Below are 16,901 nucleotides of genomic sequence, written 5' to 3' on the forward strand. Positions count from 1 at the left end.
AGGGACGGGGACTGTCCACCGCCCCTGATGGAGATCGTTTGGGTGACTATTCCTTGACACTCACGGGAAGGGCATCGGGCCCCTCACCGGTTGCAGGAAGCTTGGCAATTTCGCCACCGATCCATTTTTTGTAGAGCGCAGAGAGTTCGCCGCTCTCGGTCTTGCGGGCAACGAAGTCGCTCAGATAGTCCGCAAATTCGCGGGACTGCGGCCGCACCGCGAAAGCATTGAATGCACGGGCTACCACAAACTGCTGCGTGAACTTTCCTTCGCCGGCCACCTTGGCAATGTTTCCGACCTGAGTGGACGCGCCACCGATAATGTCCACCTGACCCGAAAGAAGCGCCTGGATCGTTGTTGCATCATCGTCGAAGCGCTGGATTGTCGCGCCTGCAGGCTTTGCCTGCGTGACAGAAATGTCCTGCGGTGTGCCACGCGGAACACCAACCCTTAGGCCACTCAGCCCGTCATAGCCCTTAACGTTGAGGTCAGAACGACCAATGAAGACGGTGTCGTTGTTGACGTAAGGCCGTGCAAAAAGAACAACTTTCTGCCGATCGGCGAATATCCCCATGACGGCCGCAAGCATATCCACCTGGCCGGTCAACAGGGTCGCCACACGGTTGGATGAGGTCACCGGAGTAAACTGGGCCTCGACGCCCAAATCCTCTGCAACCATCCGGCAAAGTTCAATGTCGAAGCCGGTGAGCTTGCCTGACGGGTCAGTAAATCCCCAAGGCACCTGAGCAACCTGCGACCCGACCTTGAGAACGCCAGCCTGTTTGATTTCCTCCACAGTCTGCGCGACCGCAGCGGGAACACTGGCAAATGCTGAGGCGCTCGCGATCGTAACCGCAGCGGCCCAAAGAGCCAGCTTTCGACTGACCTTGTTCAAATAGACATTAAGCATTCTTTACTCCTCCCATTTAACGGAATTTGCCGTGGTTTAAGCTTCACGATTGTATTTTTTTGCAAGCCGCATGCTGTACATCGACAGTGGAAAGCAGATTGCAAAGTAGAAGATGCCAGCAACTCCGTATGCCAGCAGCGGCTTGTATGTTGTGCTTGCAATGATCTGAGCCGATCGCGAAAGCTCAACGAAGCCAATGATGGCCGCGAGCGACGTTCCTTTGATAAGCTGTACGGAAAAGCCAACAGTCGGTGCTAGCGAAAGACGGAATGCCTGTGGAAAGACAACGTCCCTCATACGGTGGTGATATGATAAGCCGAGTGCTGCCGCCGCTTCCGTTTGGCCGCGAGGAACGGCTTGGATACCACCCCGCCATATTTCCCCGAGATAAGCACTGGCGTGGAGTGTCAGACCAATCGTCACAGCCGTCCACGGATTGACGGGGAATCCAAGAACCGGGAGGCCATAATACGCCAGGAAAAGCTGGAGAAGCATCGGCGTACCTTGAAAGAAATCGATATACGCCGAGCTGAGACGCTCGAGCAGCTTGATGCCTGAGGTTCTTGCCAGCGCGACCAGCAGGCCAAAGAATCCCCCCATGCCAAAGGCTATTGCCGATAGTATCAGAGTGGCTTTAACGCCAGAGAGGATAACGAGAACGGCATTGTAGTCGAAGCTCTGAATCACAGATGCCTCCCGTTACTTTGTCGGATACGAGAAGTATATTCTCGTAATCATCTTGAATAATGCGGAGAATCCGTAGGACATTATAAAATAGAGGATAGTTATCACGATATATATTTCGAAACTTCTGAAAGTCAGCGTATCGATTGATTGCGCAACGGAAGTGAGTTCCTCAGCCGAGATGGACGATGCGATGCTTGTCGTCAGAAGCGCCAGAATGAACTGCCCCGACAGTGCGGGGAAAATGATGCGCAGTGCCGGTTTGAGCACGATGAACCTGAATACCTGCGGCCCCGACAGGCCAAGCGCTTTGCCTGCCTCAATCTGCCCGCGCGGAATTGCGTCCACGCCAGACCTGATGATCTCGGACGCGAACGCTCCACAATTCAGCGTTAGCGCCAGAACAGCGGCCGGCCAGGCAGCAAGACTGAGGCCGAGTGCCGGCAGTCCAAAGAATATGAAGAGCACTTGAAGCAGGAAAGGAGTGTTCCTGATCAGCTCGACATACGTGCTCGCCACCCATCTCAATGGAGCAATCGAACTGTCCCGCAGGATCGCGGCCCCCAAGCCGACAACAAATCCAAGCGAGACCGATAACGCGGCTAGCGACAATGTCATCAGGCAGCCGGCCAGCAAATCGCGCCAGTAGGGAACCAAAGCAAGAAAATCGAACTGGTATGTCATGGCACTACCGCACCTTCAGAGTCGCCCGCGGCACTGGCAGGGACCCCGAAAAACTTTCTGTACAGCTCGATCTGAGTGTCCAGCATTGGGGCTCCTCTATGGACCACCAGTCCCAAGGCGGAAGCTGCCTTGAGCAATTTGGTTTCGGCCGGCTTCATTATGACATCTGCGACAAGACATTCCGGACCGAGGTTTTTCGGATCGAATGGCAGAGGATCGGCTGGAGATAGCCCAAGCGGGGTTGCGTTGATCGCCAGATCGACATTGTCCTGGGTCGTCCCCAGAGTACCAAATGTGACCTCACAACCGGATACTTGCAGACGCTTTGCCAACACCATTGATCGATCAGGATCGATATCCGATATCATTATCGATCTGATGGGAGCACGACTAAGTGCGGCGGCAATGGAAGCACCAGCGCCCCCTGCGCCCACAAGCATTACCCGTCTGTTGGTTACATCGTAGTCATTGGAAGCGAGCCCCTCGACGAACCCCTGGCCATCGAAGTTTTCAGCAAACCAAGTCCCGTCGGACTCACGGCGAAAAGCGTTCGCGCAGCCCGCAAGCATTGCCATTTCCGACAAGGCGTCAGCCTGCTCACAAGCCGCGAACTTGTGAGGAATGGTGACGAGTATGCCGTGCAGGTTCTTCCACGACTTTAGCGCATTCATGGTTTGGCCAAAATCCCGGGCCGCGACGTGGACGGGTATCATCACAGCATCGAAGCTGCTGGCCGCAAAGAGGTTGTTCATCAACTCCGGCGCGCGCACTTGGGCCACCGGATCTCCAACCACCGCAAAGACCTTGGTTTTGCCAGAGATAGGCGCAGTCGCGTCGTCTTCATGCGAAGAAGCTTGTCGCAGCATGACTCCTCCCTGAGCCCGTTTGATGTCCCAACGTTGTTATTTGGAACATGTTCCAAATACGTACACGTTCCTGCGATGTCAACACTTGAGTTTTCGTTCCAGCTGGTACATTGTTCCATAATTGCCGAGGAGAGGTGTACCCGCCATGTCCAGCCGCGATCGAGCGTTGTCGATTATCGAACTCTTGGCTCGAAACGCCGACGGCTTGCATCTTTCTGACATCGCCGAGCGTTTGGGATTACCTCGCAGCGGAACTCATCGGCTCCTCAACGACCTCCGGGAGAATGGATATGTCCGGCAGGAACATGAGCGCGGCATCTACACTCTCACTGTGAAGCTGGCGTCTTTAAGCCTGGTCCACCAAGTGGGTACAGGCATGGTCGACCTGGTCTTGCCTATCCTGGACAGCATTGCAGAGCAGACCGGTGAACTCGCCATGCTGTCCGTCATCGAGGGGGAGCGCCTGATGCGAGTAGCCAAGGCACGCGGGGCACGGAGGGGTCTCTTGTACAACCCCGAAGAAGAACCTGAAGTTTACCTGGCCGCCACGTCCAACGGCTATGCTTATCTGTCATGCCTCGATGATGAGAAGGCAATCGAACTCATTGCGAAACAAGGTCCGCTAAGGGGCGGCTATGGGTCCAACGCGCCCCGCTCTATCAAAGAGGTCATGACCTACGTCCACGAAGCCCGTGAACGCGGGTATTCTATTATCCACGACGTCTTTGAAGCAGGGACCTCGGCCATCGCGGCGCCAATCCGCCTGCCAAAATCGGAAGATGTAGTAGGTACTATCAGCGTGGCCGGACCATCTGTGCGAATGACGCGCGATAGGCTTGAGGTCATGGCTCCATTGATCATCTCAGCCGCAGATGACGTCGGACGCGCCGCAACGCGCTCCGGAATGTTCGAGGGACATAGATATTCAACGACTGGCGGGTCCGCCCCCCTTCCCGCTTCCAGCCGTTGGGCGTCGATGATTGGCTGAGTTGGCGTCGCGTTCCATTGTGCAGTCCAGAATTATCTTTCGCTGTCGTGAACTATGTGGGCTTCGGAGGTCGTGGCGGTATTGTGCGTGCGGGTCTAACCGTATTGAGTTGCAGTGGCCGAAATGATTGAAATGAGCTTGTTGGAATGACGCCCGTAGCTCGCTGACCGGGCCGGTCTGCCCTTGGCGATCTGATGCGCCTGGACAGAGTTTTATTGGGACTGCAAAGCTGCAGTACGACCGGAGAACCTTGGATCCCTCCGGCCGTTGGAGCCGTGACGACTTGCTAGAAGTTTCCGGTTCGCCGCGTCAATCTGACTATCTTCAACGATCTCGGGCGCATTCACACCTGGCCTACTGGGAGGCCGATTGTGCTGCCTGGTCGATCGTGTCAGCCACGACCTTCGGCTGCGTCATGAAGAGCGCGTGGCTTGCAGAGACCTTCGTGACTTTAGCGCCTATGCGCTCCGCCATGTGCAGTAGCATAGCCTGGTCGAACGCCTTGTCCTCGGTGGCGATAACAGCCCAGCTCGGCTTCGACCGCCACGCCGCATTCTTCAGCTTCGTTCCAAAGGCCGACATGTTGATCGGGACCTGCGAGTCCCTCATGAAGACCACGTCCGTTTCGCCGACGTCATGGGCAAAGCCGGATTTGAAGTTTTCCGGCTTCACGTAGCCGAAACCGTCATCTGTCGTCTCGAGCACGAACTCGGTAGCAGGAGCAAACCCTTCATACTGCTGGGCAGTTGTTTCACCGGCGTCTGGCGAGAGCGCCGAGACGTAGACAAGACTGGTGACCTTCGGGTCCACACCTGCTTCGGTGATGACCGTCCCACCCCAGGAATGCCCAACGAGAACGGTTGGACCATCCTGCCGGTCAAGAGCACGCTTGGTTGCCGCCACATCGTCCTCGAGCGAGGTCAGCGGGTTCTGAACGATCGCGACGCGATAGCCACGCTGGGTGAGTTCGTCATAGACTCCGCGCCAGCCGGAACCGTCGGCGAACGCTCCGTGCACCAGCACGACATTCTTGACGGCCTGAGTGTCGGGGATGCGATCGGCTGCGTGGGACGTGATATTTGACGCGAGGCCTGCCGTCAGTGCGGTTGCTGCCAGGAGGCTTTTCGTAGCGGTATTCATTGGATTTTCCTTTCCAGTTTTCGGGAGATGAGGGATCTTGGTTGGTCAGGCCCTGAGGACTGCACCTCTGACCGCTCGCGTACGCCCTCACCAAAAAACGCACGCAGAAGGGTTCACGCCGCGGTGCCGGGCGCAGATCGAAAAGGCTGATGACGAGTTGGAATGCCTATGGGAACATAGGCGGATATTCGTTGCTGCCGGGACCCGCATCGCGCCCTGTCGTGAATGGCTGGTCTTTCAGCAGCCTGTTCACGGGATTGGCGCCATCGTCCTTGTAGTAGGAACTGTATCCATTGATTGCCGGCACGCCGCCGAGGTGTGCGTAGAGCACCCTCGAGCCCTCTGGGAAGAACCCTTTCCGGGTCAGGTCGATCAAACCTTGCATCGACTTGCCCTCGTAAACCGGGTCTGTGATCATCGCCTCGGTCCGGGCGGCAAGGCGGATTGCGTCGTTGGTCGCCTCGGACGGAATGCCGTAGGCTGGATAAGCGTAGTCAGGGTTGATCACGATCTCTCCGTCACGGACTGAACGGCCGAGTCCAACGAGGGTGGCGGTGTCGTCGACAATACGGCGGACCTGCGAGCGGGTCTGTTCGAGCGTGCCGGAGGCGTCAATTCCGATAACCCTGTCAGCGCGATCTTGTGCTGCAAAGCCGACAATCATGCCTGCCTGGGTAGAGCCGGTAACAACACAGACAATGACGTAGTCAAACGCGAAACCCAGCTCCTCTTCCTGTCGCGCCACCTCTTCGGCGAAGCCCACATAGCCGAGCCCGCCGTATTTATGGACCGAAGCACCGGCCGGAATGGGATAGGGCTTCCCGCCAGCTTCCTTCACCGACTGGATCGCGTCTTCCCAGCTCTTACGAATTCCGATGTCGAAGCCATGGTCCACGAGCCGGCTGTCAGCGCCCATCAGACGCGTCATGAGGATGTTGCCGACTCGGTCATACACCGCGTCATGATGCGGAACCCATTTCTCCTGGATCACGACGCATTTCATGCCGATCTTCGCAGCCGTTGCTGCCACCATGCGGGTATGGTTCGACTGGACGCCGCCGATCGAGACCAATGTATCCGCGCCCGACGCGATGGCATCTGGGATGATGTATTCGAGCTTTCTGAGCTTGTTGCCACCCATGGCCAGACCCGAGTTGCAGTCATCGCGCTTGGCATAGATTTGAACCTTGTTTCCAAGCGCTGCGCTCAGCCGCGGCAGATGCTCGATCGGGGTGGCCCCAAACGTCAGCGGATAGCGTTCGAACTTCTCGAGTAGCGACATTCTTATGCCCTCACCTGTCACTTTCACTAACTAAAATGTATGCGAAACGTAGTGAAAGGTGCTCTCTATTTTGATTGGAAATTCTGCGAATATCGGTATGCTTGAAGTAATTCTGATATATTCCGATAAAGTTTTGAGGAATTAATGGAAGAATCTTCCACACCTACTCTCGACCGCACCGACATCAAGCTTCTCCGCGCCTTGCAGGCCGATGGCAGGCTCACCAATGCGGAGTTGGCGAACCGTGTGAACGTCAGTGCCGCGACCTGCCACCGTCGTACGCAACGCCTATTTGATGAAGGACACATCACCGGGGTGCGTGCCGAGGTAGCGCCCTTGGCAGTCGGACTTGGTACATTGGTGATGGTCGGCGTCGTGCTGGATCGCTCGACGCCCGAAAGCTTCGGCGCATTCGAAGACGCAGTCCATAAAATGAAGGAGGTCCTGGACTGCAACCTCGTGGCTGGCGACTTCGACTATCTTCTGAAGATCCGTGTGCGCGACATGGCGGACTTCAATAAGCTCCATGGACACAAGCTGATTGCCCTTCCGGGCGTCCGCCAGACCCGAACCTTCTTCGTCATGAAGGAGGTCAAGGAGAACGCGCGCCTTCCCTTCTGAATCTCACCTTTGCAGTTACCCTAAACCGTCGGGATCGTGCCGCCATCAATGACGAACTCGGATCCTGTGATGCTGCCGGCGCGGTCAGAGGAGAGGAAAGCGATTAGGTTCGCAACCTCCTCAGGTGTCGAGGGCCTGCCGAGTGGGATACCACCGAGCGACTGCATGATAATGCGCTTGCCCGCTTCGGCATCGCCGCCGTGTTCCTTGCCCAACCGCTCTGCAAGGTGCACCGAGGACTCTGTAGCAATCCAGCCTGGCGAAACCCGGGCAACGCGTACGCCTTTCGGCGAGACCTCCTTCGACAGGCTCTTGCTATAGCTGGAAAGCGCGGCCTTCGCCGCCGCATAGGCTGTTGTGGCCTCCGGCAATGGAAGGACGCCCTGTATCGACGTCACATGGATCACGACACCGCTCCCGCGTACCACCATCTCAGGCACGAAGTGGCGATCCAGCCGCACTGCGGGCATTAGGTTCATTCCGAGTTCTCTGTTCCATTCGGCGTCACTGAGAGCCATGAAGCCTCCTGCCGGAGCCGACGAACCGCCAAGCATATGTACGATGATGTCCACGCCTCCCATCCGTGCGCGAACCCCATCGGCGAGGGCTGAACACCCTTCAGGCGTTGTCAGGTCGGCGGCTACAAAGATTGCTTCGCTAAGACCGCCAGGATTGGAGCGCGCACTGGTGACGATTTGGGCACCTAGTTCTCGGAACAACGCAACGGTCGCTGCTCCGGCACCACGTGTGCCCGAAGTGATCAGGGCACGTTTGCCTTCAAGAGTGAGGAACGGGATCACAGGACGATCTCCAATTCCGCGATTTGTTCGCCGTTGAGGATAAAGAAGTACCTCAGATCCACAGGGCTACCGGGGAAGTCACCGACAACGTGACTTGTGACAACGATCCGAAAGCCTTCGGAGCCGAGCATTATCGGCTCTACGGTGTATGTGTACTTCTTCGAAGCACCGGCCTTCCATCGCCGGATCGAGTCCTGCCCGACATAGGCGTGGCCTTCGTCCCTGACGATGGCGCCGTAGATGAAGCACCGGGCGACAGCTTCGGCATCCCGGTCTTTGTCTGCCTCAAAGTAGTCCGCTATGGGCTTGGGTAGCTTGATTCTCATGTCTATCTCCTGCCGGTTGTCGACGTTCAGAGGTTGGTTCGTTTTGTTCCCCTCTTGTCGGCAAATTTAGCGATGGACACATGGTTCGATAATCGGGATAAGTGGGGATGTGTTGATACGAAAATCGCAACAATGCCACGACATAGTCTGACCGATATCGACGCTGTTCTTGCCATTGCCCGCAAAGGGTCGTTCCGTGCTGCTGCGCTCGAACTGGGGCTCTCAACAACGGCGATCAGCAACGCGATAGGGAAGATCGAGCGACGGCTCGGCATCCGCCTGTTCAACCGGACGACCCGAAGTGTCTCGCTGACCGATGCCGGCCGCAACTTTGTCGACCAGGTCGCGCCAGCCATGGATGACATCTACCGGGCGATAGACAGCGCCATGTCGCAGCAAAAAACGCCGTCAGGAACCCTGCGCATCAACGCGTTCGCGATGGCCGCCCGCGAAGCCCTCTCCCCTCTCGTCCTCAGGTTCCTCAGGCAGTACCCCCAGGTGCATGTCGACGTGGTCACCGAAGGCCGCATCATCGATATCGTCGCCGCGGGGTTCGACATGGGCATACGAAGTGCGGATCTTATCCCGAGCGACATGATCGCCGTTCCGTTTGGGCACGCACAAAGCTACGCTGTGGTGGCTTCGCCAATGTATCTTAAACAAAGTGAAAAACCCAACATCCCTCCCGACCTTCTTTCCCTTTCCTGTATTCGGGTGAGGCTTCCGAATGGCGCGCTCTTTCGCTGGCCATTCGAGAAGGACGGCCACTCGGTTCAGATCGATGTCAAAGGACCTATCACGCTCGACGAAGCGAGCCTGACAAGGATTGCCGCTTTGGACGGAGTGGGGATCGGTTTAGTCTGGGAAGCGGACGTGCGTGAAGACATAGCGTCGGGCAGCCTGGTGCGCCTGCTACAGGACTGGACGCCAGCTCTATCCCCACTGTGCCTTTATTATCCGGGCCGGCGGAACCCCTCAGCGGCGTTCAAGGCCTTTATCGAGATGGCACGAGCCTCAGCACGCGAGTAGGTACAAGCGCTTTAATAGCGCTTAGATCGGGGTGTCCGGGATATTATTTTTGAGACGTTGAGGGGCGATCGCGAGATCGTACTGAGCGAGGCCGAGATCATCCGTCGCATTTTTCAGGAGTTCGCCGCCGGCGTCGACCCGCGCGCCATTGCCAAGCAACTCAAAGAACACAGCGTGGCTGGCCCCGAGGGCAGGCTTTGGAACGACACGACCATTCGCGGCCACGTTCGGCGCGGCACCGAGGGCTGCATCCAAGTCACCCTTCAGGACTCTATCGTAAAGATCACGGGAGGTCCCTGGAGGATATAAGCTTCAATACCTGGATACCTAGTCGCCAGCCGTCTCAGGACGGGCGGAAGCAAACCCGTCGTGGCGGTACTCATAGCACCAAGGCGTAGCGTCCCGCGAAGCGGGTCAGTTCTTATCCCGTCGCCGAGGCCGCGGACTTCGTTGAGCAGTGACCGAGCTTTGTCTGCGACGCTTGTGCCCAACTCGGTCGGTCTGACCGTTCGCCCTACGCGTATTACGAGAGGTTGCCCGGCTTCGGCCTCGAGCGCCCTAATGCGCTGCGTGACCGCTGCCGCACTTAGGTTCTGGTGTCGGCCAGCTTCGGCGATTGAGCCCCGTTCGAGTACGGCAAGCAGGGTTTCAAAAAAACGCGTATCCATGTGCTTTTATCAGCGCTTCTTACTTCTCGGTCCAGCATGCGGCACCGTTGGCCCCCGCTTGGATGCCGTTATTTTAGGAACTGTGAAAATGCGGTGCATGATTTGCCTCAGCGCTTTCTCAGCCCGTCGACGAACACATCGACCAAGCGCAATGCTGCCGGCTGCCAGTCGGCCGTGCCCTGCGAATAGAAGATGCCGACGAGGGTCCGCAACAGGTCTTCCGGGGAAATGTCGGAGCGGATTTCACCCGCCGCGACCCCGCGATCGAGCAGCAGGCCGATCGCATTGCTCATGCGCTCGAAGGAATAGGCCTTCAGTTCGGTCGAGCCGTGCGCGACGAGCTGAAGTGCTTCGACCATACCCTTCTTGGTCGCCACGAGACGGACATTGGCGTGCAGCCATTTGCGTAGCGCCTCAACCGGATCGCTGTCGCGGGCAAGCAGTTCCGCGAGTTCGCCGAGGTGATCGACCTCATGGCGATAGACCGCCTCGAACAACGCTTCGCGCGTCGGAAAGTGGCGGTAGAGTGTGCCAATGCCAACCCCTGCCTGCCGTGCGACCGCCTCCAGGCTTGCCTGCGGACCGCCGGCGCTGAAGATTTGCGTCGCCGCCTCAAGCAGGATTTCGCGGTTGCGGATCGAATCCGCGCGCGGCTTGCGTCTTGTTTTTGCGGTCTCAGGTCCCATTTTCTTCCAATAGGGCTCGTTGCCTCTTGCTAAACGGAGGCATCCTCCGTATAAGTAGACTGCATATCGGGAAAACGCACAAGGCACGCATTCCCAGTTTGGGCCGAAAGACGGCTCGCGCCAGATACTTTCCCGCCCGCATCCTCGGCTGCCATCCGGCAGCACCGATCCATACATCACAAATCCTGAATGGAGTACCACATGTCACTCTCCATCGGCCTCACCATCAATGGTCAGCCCCGCACGGTTGCGCTCGACGACCCCCGCGTGACGCTGCTTGACCTGTTGCGCGAGCGGCTCGACCTGACCGGCACCAAAAAGGGCTGCGACCGGGGCCAGTGCGGCGCCTGCACCGTGCTTGTCGATGGCCGGCGCATCAACTCCTGCCTGGCACTGGCTGCCAGCCTCGACGGGGCCACCGTCACCACCATCGAGGGGCTTGCCGATGGCGAGGCGCTGCATCCGGTCCAGGCCGCCTTCATCGAGCATGACGGCTTCCAGTGCGGCTTCTGCACGCCCGGCCAGATCATGAGCGCCATCGGCCTCATCGCCGAAGGTCACGCCGGAGACGATCCCGAGCGTATCCGTGAACTGATGAGCGGCAATATCTGCCGCTGCGGCGCTTATCAGGGCATCACCGAAGCGGTGCTGGAAGCGCAGAAGACCCTTGCAGAGCGCAATCGGAGGGACGCGGCATGAACCGTTTCGACTATATCCGCCCAGTCAGCGTGCCGGAAGCCATAGCGGCCGCGGCCGTTCCCGGCTCGGCCTATCTTGCCGCCGGCACCAATCTGCTCGACCTGATGAAGGTGGGCGCCTCGCGGCCCGAGCGGGTCATAAACATAACGCGGCTGCCGGGCCTCGACCGCATAGAATGGCTGCCTGACGGCGGCGTTCGCGTAGGAACCTTGGTTCGCAATTCGGACCTCGCCTATGACGAGCGTTTCGCCAAAACCTTCCCGGTCGTAGCCGAAGCGCTGCTTTCAGGCGCTTCCGCGCAACTTCGCAATGCGGCAACCGTGGGCGGCAATCTGATGCAGCGCACGCGCTGCGCTTATTTCCACGACCTCGCAGGCGCCTGCAACCGGCGGGAGCCGGGCTCGGGCTGCGATGCGCTGGGCGGCGAAAATCGCCTGCAGGCCGTGCTAGGCTGGAGCGAGCATTGCATCGCCACCCACCCCTCGGACTTCTGCGTGCCGCTGGCGGCACTGGACGCCATCGTCGAGGTGGAAGGCCCGCATGGCGGCCGGGAGATTGCCCTGGACACGCTGCACCGGTTGCCCGGCGCGACACCGGAGCAGGAGACAGCACTTTTGCCCGGCGAGCTGATCGTGGCGCTCAGGCTTCCAGCCGAAGCCTCGTCCTTTTCGCGCAATGCCCGCTACATCAAGCTGCGCGAGCGCACCTCTTATGCCTTTGCCGTCGTGTCGGCGGCGGCCGCATTGGAGGTCGAGGGCGGCACGATCCGCAAGGCGCGCATCGCGCTCGGCGGCGTCGCCGCAAAACCCTGGCGAGCCCGCGAGGCAGAAGCGCTGCTCGAGGGAAAACAGGCCACAGCACAGGCTTTTGCAGAAGCTGCAGAGCTGGCGCTGGCAGAGGCGCGTCCCTCCGGGGACAACGCCTTCAAGATCGAACTGGCGCACCGCATCGTCACGCGCGCCTTGAGCCTCGCCTTGGAAGGAACGCCGCAAGCCATGCCCGCGCTGCCGGCTTCACCCTTCCCCGCACTATCCGGAGCGAACCATGTCATCTGAGATCGCATTCCCCTCCCCGCAACATCGTCGGCACGGTTCCAGCGCCGGCCAACCGCTGACACGCCGCGACGGCGTGCTCAAGGTCACCGGCCGCGCCACCTATGCAGCAGACAACCATCCCGAAGGCATGCTCTACGCCGTGACAGCGGTCAGCAGCATCGCACGAGGTCGCGTGACAGCGCTCGACGTCGAGGCCGCCAAGGCACATCCGGGTGTCGTCGAGGTCCTGACGCCGGCCAACCGGCCGCCTCTATCGCATGATCCTGACGACAAGATCCCGCCCTTCGGGTTTCGCGTCGAGGTACTGCAGGACGACACGGTGCGCTACGTCAACCAGCCGATCGCCCTGGTAATCGCCGAAACGCTGGAAGCGGCAACGGAAGGGGCAGCACTGCTCAACCCGCAATACGAAGTCGAGAGCGCCCGCACGGGACTGGAGAATGGCGAGCGTTTCGATACGCCCGCGGTCGGCGTCGGCGCGCCGTCACGCACCGCCTATGGCGATATCGATGCAGGTCTTGCGGCGGCTGTCCGGGTGACGGAGGCAGACTATGTCACGCCGCCGCAGTACCACAACGCGATGGAACCCCACGCCGTCGTCGCCCAATGGGACGGCGACCGGGTGACCCTCGACATGCCCAACCAGGCACTCGCGCTCAGCTGCGCGGCCTATGCGGCCTATTTCGGCATCCCGGCCGGTAACGTGCTTATCCGCTCGCCCTTCCTTGGCGGTGGCTTCGGCTCGAAGGCGATCTTGAACGGCCCGCAGATACTCGCGATCCTTGCTGCGCGCATGCTCGACAGGCCTGTCAAGCTGGCACTGACCCGGGCGCAGATGTACGGCCCGGTCGGCCATCGCGGCCAGACCTGGCAGAAGTTGCGCCTCGGCACGGACGGCGAAGGCCGCCTCACCGCCCTTCACCACCATGTGCTGGCTGCGACCTCAAGCTTCGACGAGTTCATGGAGCCGGCGGCCAACGCCTCGCTGCCGCTCTATGCCAGCCCCGCCATCCTCGCCGAGCACGACGGCTTGCGGCTCGATACCGGCACGCCAGGACCGATGCGCGCACCGGGCGAAGCATCCGGGTCGGCCGTCCTGGAAGTGGCGATGGACGAGGCCGCCATCGCCTGCGGCATGGATCCGCTCGAATTCAGGCTGGCAAACTACGCCGAGACCGAGCCGGGCACCGGCAAGCCCTTTTCGTCCAAATCCTTGCGCGAGTGTTACGCCGAGGGCGCCAAACGCTTCGGCTGGTCGGGCCGGCCGCTCGAGCCGCGCCGGATGCGCGACGAGAATGGTTTCCTCGTCGGCTGGGGCATGGGCACGGCGGTCTTCCACTGCCCGCATTTCCCGGCCGAGGCGCGCGCCACCTTGCGTGCCGACGGCACCGCGCTGGTGGAAACCGCGGGCGCCGACATGGGACAGGGCGCCTGGACGGCTCTGGCTCAAATCGCGGCGGAAGCACTCGGCCTCGATCCGGATCAGGTCGAGCTTCATTCCGGCATCTCAAGCCTGCCTGATGGCGGTATTGCCGGCGGTTCCGGCCACACCGCCAGCGCTGGATTGGCTCTTCACAATGCCGGCGTGGATGCGATCGCCAGGCTTGCGGAACTCGCCACCGCCGATCCGGCATCGCCGCTTTTCGGCGCCGGTAACATCGGCGTTGAGGCGCGCAGCGGACGGCTTCATCGCCGCGATGACGAAGGGCGCAGCGAAAGCTATTCCGAAATTCTCGCGCGTGCGGGCCAAGCGGAGGTAGTTGGCACGGCGAAGGCCGCCCGCGACCCGGCGGTTGCCGAGGCCCATGCGCTGTTTTCCCACGGCGCCGTCTTCGCCGAGGTGAAAGTCGACCCCGATCTCGGACAGGTGCGCGTGACGCGGCTGGTAGGCGCTTTCGCCGCCGGCCGCATCATCAACCCTCGCCTCGTGCGCAGCCAGTATTTCGGCGGCATGATCTGGGGCATCTCCTTCGCGCTACAGGAAGAGGCAGTGACCGACCGCAGGACCGGCAGGATCATGAATGCCGACCTTGCCGAGTATCATGTGCCGGTCAATGCGGATGTGCCTTCACTCGATGCCATCCTGATCCCGGAGGACGATCCTTACGTCAATCCGCTCGGCGTGAAGGGCGTGGGCGAGATCGGCATCACTGGCACCGTGGGCGCGATCGCCAACGCGGTCTGGCATGCGACCGGCGTGCGCGTCCGGCATTTCCCGATCCGGCTCGAGGATCTGCTCGTCAATCAGCGCGACGTAACGTCCGCATTCGGGAACTGAGTTCAACCCGTGAAGGGCGGCTTGGGGTCAAGGCTTCTCCTTAGGTCAGGATCAGGAAGGAACCCCAGGTCCGCTTAGGCGCGCCTTCGGCGACACAGCGCCAACGCCCTTGTCACCTTGCAAGACGGCTCTCCCTTACGGGGTCGGCCTTCCGAAACCGAGATGACCTGGACATTCCTGACTTCTCCGAGCCTTCGCCGTCGTGCGGAAAAGGGAAACGTGTTTCGAAGCGGATCAATTGTCCTCAGAAGTGTTCCACTACGCCCCGGCAGACGCGTCGCTGACTAGCCTTTGCCAAGGGAACGAAGCGCGATATTTGCGGCATTGGTTACATGCACCACGGCAAGCTTGCGTGCGGTGGCGGGGTCACGGGCCATCAGCGCATCGACGAGCGCGCCAAGCTCCTTGATGCTCTCCTTGATACGGCCCTCAGCCTGAAGGGAGGTCGCGCGCAGCAGCATAATCCGGGAGTTCAGGAAGTGCAGGCTCGTGCCGAGCGCACCATTGCCGGAGCCTTCCATGAGGCTTTCGTAAAACGCGTTCTTGGCCTTCAACCGATCAAGCGTGTTGTCGCTCTTGGACGCAACCTTGAGGGCTTCGAATGCCGATTTGAGTTTTGCCCGGGCTGCATCAGACGCAGCTTCCGCAAACAGCTCGCTCGCCAGCCCCTCAAGCTCGGCGCGGACTCGGTAGATATCCTCGGCTTCCTTTATCGTCAGGCTGGCGACGATCGGGCCGCGATGCGGCACGACGTCGATAAGCCCTTCCGACTCCAGCTGACGCAAGGCTTCGCGCACCAGAGTGCGGCTCACGCCGGTTATCTCGCACAAGAGCCGCTCGGGCAGGCGCTCGCCAGGCTTGAAATGGCCGATGGCAATGGCATTGCGGATACTGTCGGTTACACCGTGGCGTAGCGGTGCAGCAATGCGTTCAACCTTTAGATTGAGAGGAGTGTCGATGTCTGTCACCCGGATTGTCCGATTGTGATACTGGATGAATCACACTCTAGCGAAGGCTTGGGTACAACAAAAGACAAGAAATCCGCGCCTGGCAACAGGTGCGGATTTCGATTCACCCTGAAGACGCAGATTATTCCTTGCCAAGCGCCTTTTTGATTTGCGCGACATAGGCCTCACCGTCGAAGCCAAGCTCTTTCGACCGGGTATACCACGATGCATAGACAGGGTCAGAGTATTGTGGCGCGCTGGCAGCGGCCTTCAGTTCATCCGATGCAACCCAGTATTCCGAGCCGAGCGACTTCACCTTTTCGACCGCGCGATCGAAATAGGTCTGGTAGGTCGAGAAAGCCTCGTCCTGCATCTCCAGCAGCGCCGTCTGGATCTTCTCCTTCAGGTCGTCCGGCAGTTCTGCCCAGGTATCGGCATTCATCAGGATGACCCAACCGGTGACCGGCGACATCGCCCAATCCTGAACGTGCGGCGCGACACGCGGGAGCTCGAATGCCGAGCCGACGCAGATGGACGTAAAGACACCATCGATAACACCACGCTCCAGTGCAGGCGTCACTTCCGACGTCGGCATCGGCACCGGCAACGCACCAAGCGCGCTCATAAGTTCAGCGGTCTGGGGGTTGTGGATGCGGATGCGCTTACCCTTGAAATCCTCGACTGTGCGGATTGGTGTCTTTGAGAAAAGCGCGGTCGGGCACCAGGCGCCATCGGCAAGCATCACTGCATTCCATTTGTCGGCCCAGATGTTCTTGACGTCTTCGCGCCAGAACGCCTCGCGCACCTTGGTATATTCGTCGATATTGTTGATCAGGCCCGGCAGATTGAAGATGCCCATGCGCGGATCTTCGGCGGAAATATACGTGTGCAAGGCGGCCGACATCGGCAGGCGACCATCACGCACTGCACCGGCAACCTGATTCGCGGCAACCAGCGAGTCGCTGACGGTGATCTGAACGCGGCCGTCGGTGGCCTTGGCAATGCGCTCCGGCAACCCTTGAGTCATTGCCGTATAGACATCGCCCGGCGAGGTGATGACGCCCATCGTAAAATCGTATTCGGGGCGGCTCTGCGCGGAGGCAGAAAATGCCGCGCCGAGAACCAGGGCGGCAACGGCAGCGCTGCCGACAAACCGCGAAATTGCAGTAATCATGAAGTTCCTCCACGTACAGATTGTCTTCGCGGTCGCGTGACAGTCATGTCACTACCCAAGCCGC

At 59.8% G+C, this 16,901-nt stretch carries 19 protein-coding genes; 7 read left to right on the forward strand and 12 right to left on the reverse strand.

Annotated elements, in window-relative coordinates; all coding sequences use genetic code 11:
* Positions 1 to 46: 46 nt before the first annotated feature.
* From G6N74_RS21060 to G6N74_RS21075, 4 genes are read right to left on the reverse strand one after another with little or no spacing between them, the layout of a single operon-like run.
* The gene (locus G6N74_RS21060; protein ID WP_165119985.1) at positions 47 to 910 is read right to left on the reverse strand and encodes a transporter substrate-binding domain-containing protein; all 864 of its coding nucleotides are present in this window, start codon (positions 908 to 910) and stop codon (positions 47 to 49) included.
* A gap of 36 nt (positions 911 to 946) precedes the next feature.
* On the reverse strand, positions 947 to 1,594 hold the full coding sequence (locus tag G6N74_RS21065; RefSeq protein ID WP_165120112.1) for an amino acid ABC transporter permease: 648 nt from the start codon (positions 1,592 to 1,594) through the stop codon (positions 947 to 949).
* Positions 1,595 to 1,609: 15 nt separating this feature from the next.
* A complete protein-coding gene (locus tag G6N74_RS21070; protein ID WP_165119986.1) occupies positions 1,610 to 2,278 on the reverse strand; it encodes an amino acid ABC transporter permease in 669 nt (222 codons plus the stop codon).
* A complete protein-coding gene (locus tag G6N74_RS21075; protein WP_165119987.1) occupies positions 2,275 to 3,144 on the reverse strand; it encodes a shikimate dehydrogenase family protein in 870 nt (289 codons plus the stop codon). Before G6N74_RS21075 ends, G6N74_RS21070 begins: the two co-directional genes overlap by 4 nt.
* A gap of 145 nt (positions 3,145 to 3,289) precedes the next feature.
* Here G6N74_RS21075 and G6N74_RS21080 point away from each other — a divergent pair, with 145 nt between their 5' ends.
* A complete protein-coding gene (locus G6N74_RS21080; RefSeq protein ID WP_165119988.1) occupies positions 3,290 to 4,132 on the forward strand; it encodes an IclR family transcriptional regulator in 843 nt (280 codons plus the stop codon).
* A gap of 354 nt (positions 4,133 to 4,486) precedes the next feature.
* On the opposite strand, the gene G6N74_RS21085 is transcribed toward G6N74_RS21080, so the two are convergent.
* Positions 4,487 to 5,272 (reverse strand): alpha/beta fold hydrolase, encoded by a 786-nt coding sequence (locus G6N74_RS21085; RefSeq protein WP_165119989.1) that lies wholly within the window; start codon positions 5,270 to 5,272, stop codon positions 4,487 to 4,489.
* A 166-nt stretch (positions 5,273 to 5,438) separates the two neighbouring features.
* On the reverse strand, positions 5,439 to 6,554 hold the full coding sequence (locus G6N74_RS21090; protein WP_246245845.1) for a 1-aminocyclopropane-1-carboxylate deaminase: 1,116 nt from the start codon (positions 6,552 to 6,554) through the stop codon (positions 5,439 to 5,441).
* 144 nt (positions 6,555 to 6,698) lie between these two features.
* On the opposite strand from G6N74_RS21090, the gene G6N74_RS21095 reads away from it, so the two are divergent.
* The gene (locus G6N74_RS21095) at positions 6,699 to 7,175 is read left to right on the forward strand and encodes an Lrp/AsnC family transcriptional regulator (RefSeq protein ID WP_165119990.1); all 477 of its coding nucleotides are present in this window, start codon (positions 6,699 to 6,701) and stop codon (positions 7,173 to 7,175) included.
* 20 nt (positions 7,176 to 7,195) lie between these two features.
* Here G6N74_RS21095 and G6N74_RS21100 read toward each other — a convergent pair whose 3' ends face one another.
* Positions 7,196 to 7,975: an SDR family oxidoreductase gene (locus tag G6N74_RS21100; protein WP_165119991.1), complete on the reverse strand. Its 780-nt coding sequence runs from the start codon at positions 7,973 to 7,975 to the stop codon at positions 7,196 to 7,198.
* The gene (locus G6N74_RS21105; protein WP_165119992.1) at positions 7,972 to 8,301 is read right to left on the reverse strand and encodes a nuclear transport factor 2 family protein; all 330 of its coding nucleotides are present in this window, start codon (positions 8,299 to 8,301) and stop codon (positions 7,972 to 7,974) included. Before G6N74_RS21105 ends, G6N74_RS21100 begins: the two co-directional genes overlap by 4 nt.
* Positions 8,302 to 8,373: 72 nt before the next feature.
* On the opposite strand from G6N74_RS21105, the gene G6N74_RS21110 reads away from it, so the two are divergent.
* Complete coding sequence (locus G6N74_RS21110) at positions 8,374 to 9,330, forward strand: LysR family transcriptional regulator (RefSeq protein ID WP_376767733.1); 957 nt, start codon at positions 8,374 to 8,376, stop codon at positions 9,328 to 9,330.
* Between the two features lie 57 nt (positions 9,331 to 9,387).
* Positions 9,388 to 9,639, forward strand: a complete 252-nt coding sequence (locus G6N74_RS21115) for a recombinase family protein (RefSeq protein ID WP_205826791.1) — start codon at positions 9,388 to 9,390, stop codon at positions 9,637 to 9,639.
* Here the strand turns inward: G6N74_RS21115 and G6N74_RS31545 are convergent.
* The gene (locus G6N74_RS31545) at positions 9,594 to 9,998 is read right to left on the reverse strand and encodes a LysR family transcriptional regulator (protein WP_165119993.1); all 405 of its coding nucleotides are present in this window, start codon (positions 9,996 to 9,998) and stop codon (positions 9,594 to 9,596) included. The genes G6N74_RS21115 and G6N74_RS31545 overlap by 46 nt on opposite strands.
* 107 nt (positions 9,999 to 10,105) lie before the next feature.
* Complete coding sequence (locus G6N74_RS21125) at positions 10,106 to 10,684, reverse strand: TetR/AcrR family transcriptional regulator (RefSeq protein ID WP_165119994.1); 579 nt, start codon at positions 10,682 to 10,684, stop codon at positions 10,106 to 10,108.
* Between the two features lie 201 nt (positions 10,685 to 10,885).
* Between G6N74_RS21125 and G6N74_RS21130 the strand changes: the two genes are divergently transcribed.
* From G6N74_RS21130 to G6N74_RS21140, 3 genes are read left to right on the forward strand one after another with little or no spacing between them, the layout of a single operon-like run.
* Entirely contained in the window at positions 10,886 to 11,383 is a 498-nt protein-coding gene (locus G6N74_RS21130; RefSeq protein ID WP_165119995.1) for a (2Fe-2S)-binding protein, read from the forward strand.
* The gene (locus G6N74_RS21135; RefSeq protein ID WP_165119996.1) at positions 11,380 to 12,438 is read left to right on the forward strand and encodes an FAD binding domain-containing protein; all 1,059 of its coding nucleotides are present in this window, start codon (positions 11,380 to 11,382) and stop codon (positions 12,436 to 12,438) included. The genes G6N74_RS21130 and G6N74_RS21135 overlap by 4 nt, the downstream gene beginning before the upstream one ends.
* A complete protein-coding gene (locus G6N74_RS21140; RefSeq protein WP_165119997.1) occupies positions 12,428 to 14,716 on the forward strand; it encodes a xanthine dehydrogenase family protein molybdopterin-binding subunit in 2,289 nt (762 codons plus the stop codon). The genes G6N74_RS21135 and G6N74_RS21140 overlap by 11 nt, the downstream gene beginning before the upstream one ends.
* A 284-nt stretch (positions 14,717 to 15,000) precedes the next feature.
* Here G6N74_RS21140 and G6N74_RS31400 read toward each other — a convergent pair whose 3' ends face one another.
* On the reverse strand, positions 15,001 to 15,684 hold the full coding sequence (locus G6N74_RS31400; protein ID WP_205826792.1) for a GntR family transcriptional regulator: 684 nt from the start codon (positions 15,682 to 15,684) through the stop codon (positions 15,001 to 15,003).
* Positions 15,685 to 15,805: 121 nt separating this feature from the next.
* Positions 15,806 to 16,837 (reverse strand): TRAP transporter substrate-binding protein, encoded by a 1,032-nt coding sequence (locus tag G6N74_RS21150; protein WP_165119998.1) that lies wholly within the window; start codon positions 16,835 to 16,837, stop codon positions 15,806 to 15,808.
* Positions 16,838 to 16,901 lie beyond the last annotated feature (64 nt).

Origin of the sequence: Mesorhizobium zhangyense, assembly GCF_011045115.1 — a bacterium.
GTDB lineage: Bacteria > Pseudomonadota > Alphaproteobacteria > Rhizobiales > Rhizobiaceae > Mesorhizobium_M > Mesorhizobium_M zhangyense.

What these genes read in the sequence shown, in the direction of transcription:
- G6N74_RS21060 (WP_165119985.1), bottom strand. Translation starts at nt 910, where the DNA reads ATGCTTAATGTCTATTTGAACAAGGTCAGTCGAAAGCTGGCTCTTTGG.
- G6N74_RS21070 (WP_165119986.1), bottom strand. Translation starts at nt 2,278, where the DNA reads ATGACATACCAGTTCGATTTTCTTGCTTTGGTTCCCTACTGGCGCGAT.
- G6N74_RS21075 (WP_165119987.1), bottom strand. Translation starts at nt 3,144, where the DNA reads ATGCTGCGACAAGCTTCTTCGCATGAAGACGACGCGACTGCGCCTATC.
- G6N74_RS21080 (WP_165119988.1), top strand. Translation starts at nt 3,290, where the DNA reads ATGTCCAGCCGCGATCGAGCGTTGTCGATTATCGAACTCTTGGCTCGA.
- G6N74_RS21085 (WP_165119989.1), bottom strand. Translation starts at nt 5,272, where the DNA reads ATGAATACCGCTACGAAAAGCCTCCTGGCAGCAACCGCACTGACGGCA.
- G6N74_RS21090 (WP_246245845.1), bottom strand. Translation starts at nt 6,554, where the DNA reads ATGTCGCTACTCGAGAAGTTCGAACGCTATCCGCTGACGTTTGGGGCC.
- G6N74_RS21095 (WP_165119990.1), top strand. Translation starts at nt 6,699, where the DNA reads ATGGAAGAATCTTCCACACCTACTCTCGACCGCACCGACATCAAGCTT.
- G6N74_RS21105 (WP_165119992.1), bottom strand. Translation starts at nt 8,301, where the DNA reads ATGAGAATCAAGCTACCCAAGCCCATAGCGGACTACTTTGAGGCAGAC.
- G6N74_RS21110 (WP_376767733.1), top strand. Translation starts at nt 8,374, where the DNA reads ATGGACACATGGTTCGATAATCGGGATAAGTGGGGATGTGTTGATACG.
- G6N74_RS31545 (WP_165119993.1), bottom strand. Translation starts at nt 9,998, where the DNA reads ATGGATACGCGTTTTTTTGAAACCCTGCTTGCCGTACTCGAACGGGGC.
- G6N74_RS21125 (WP_165119994.1), bottom strand. Translation starts at nt 10,684, where the DNA reads ATGGGACCTGAGACCGCAAAAACAAGACGCAAGCCGCGCGCGGATTCG.
- G6N74_RS21130 (WP_165119995.1), top strand. Translation starts at nt 10,886, where the DNA reads ATGTCACTCTCCATCGGCCTCACCATCAATGGTCAGCCCCGCACGGTT.
- G6N74_RS21135 (WP_165119996.1), top strand. Translation starts at nt 11,380, where the DNA reads ATGAACCGTTTCGACTATATCCGCCCAGTCAGCGTGCCGGAAGCCATA.
- G6N74_RS21140 (WP_165119997.1), top strand. Translation starts at nt 12,428, where the DNA reads ATGTCATCTGAGATCGCATTCCCCTCCCCGCAACATCGTCGGCACGGT.
- G6N74_RS21150 (WP_165119998.1), bottom strand. Translation starts at nt 16,837, where the DNA reads ATGATTACTGCAATTTCGCGGTTTGTCGGCAGCGCTGCCGTTGCCGCC.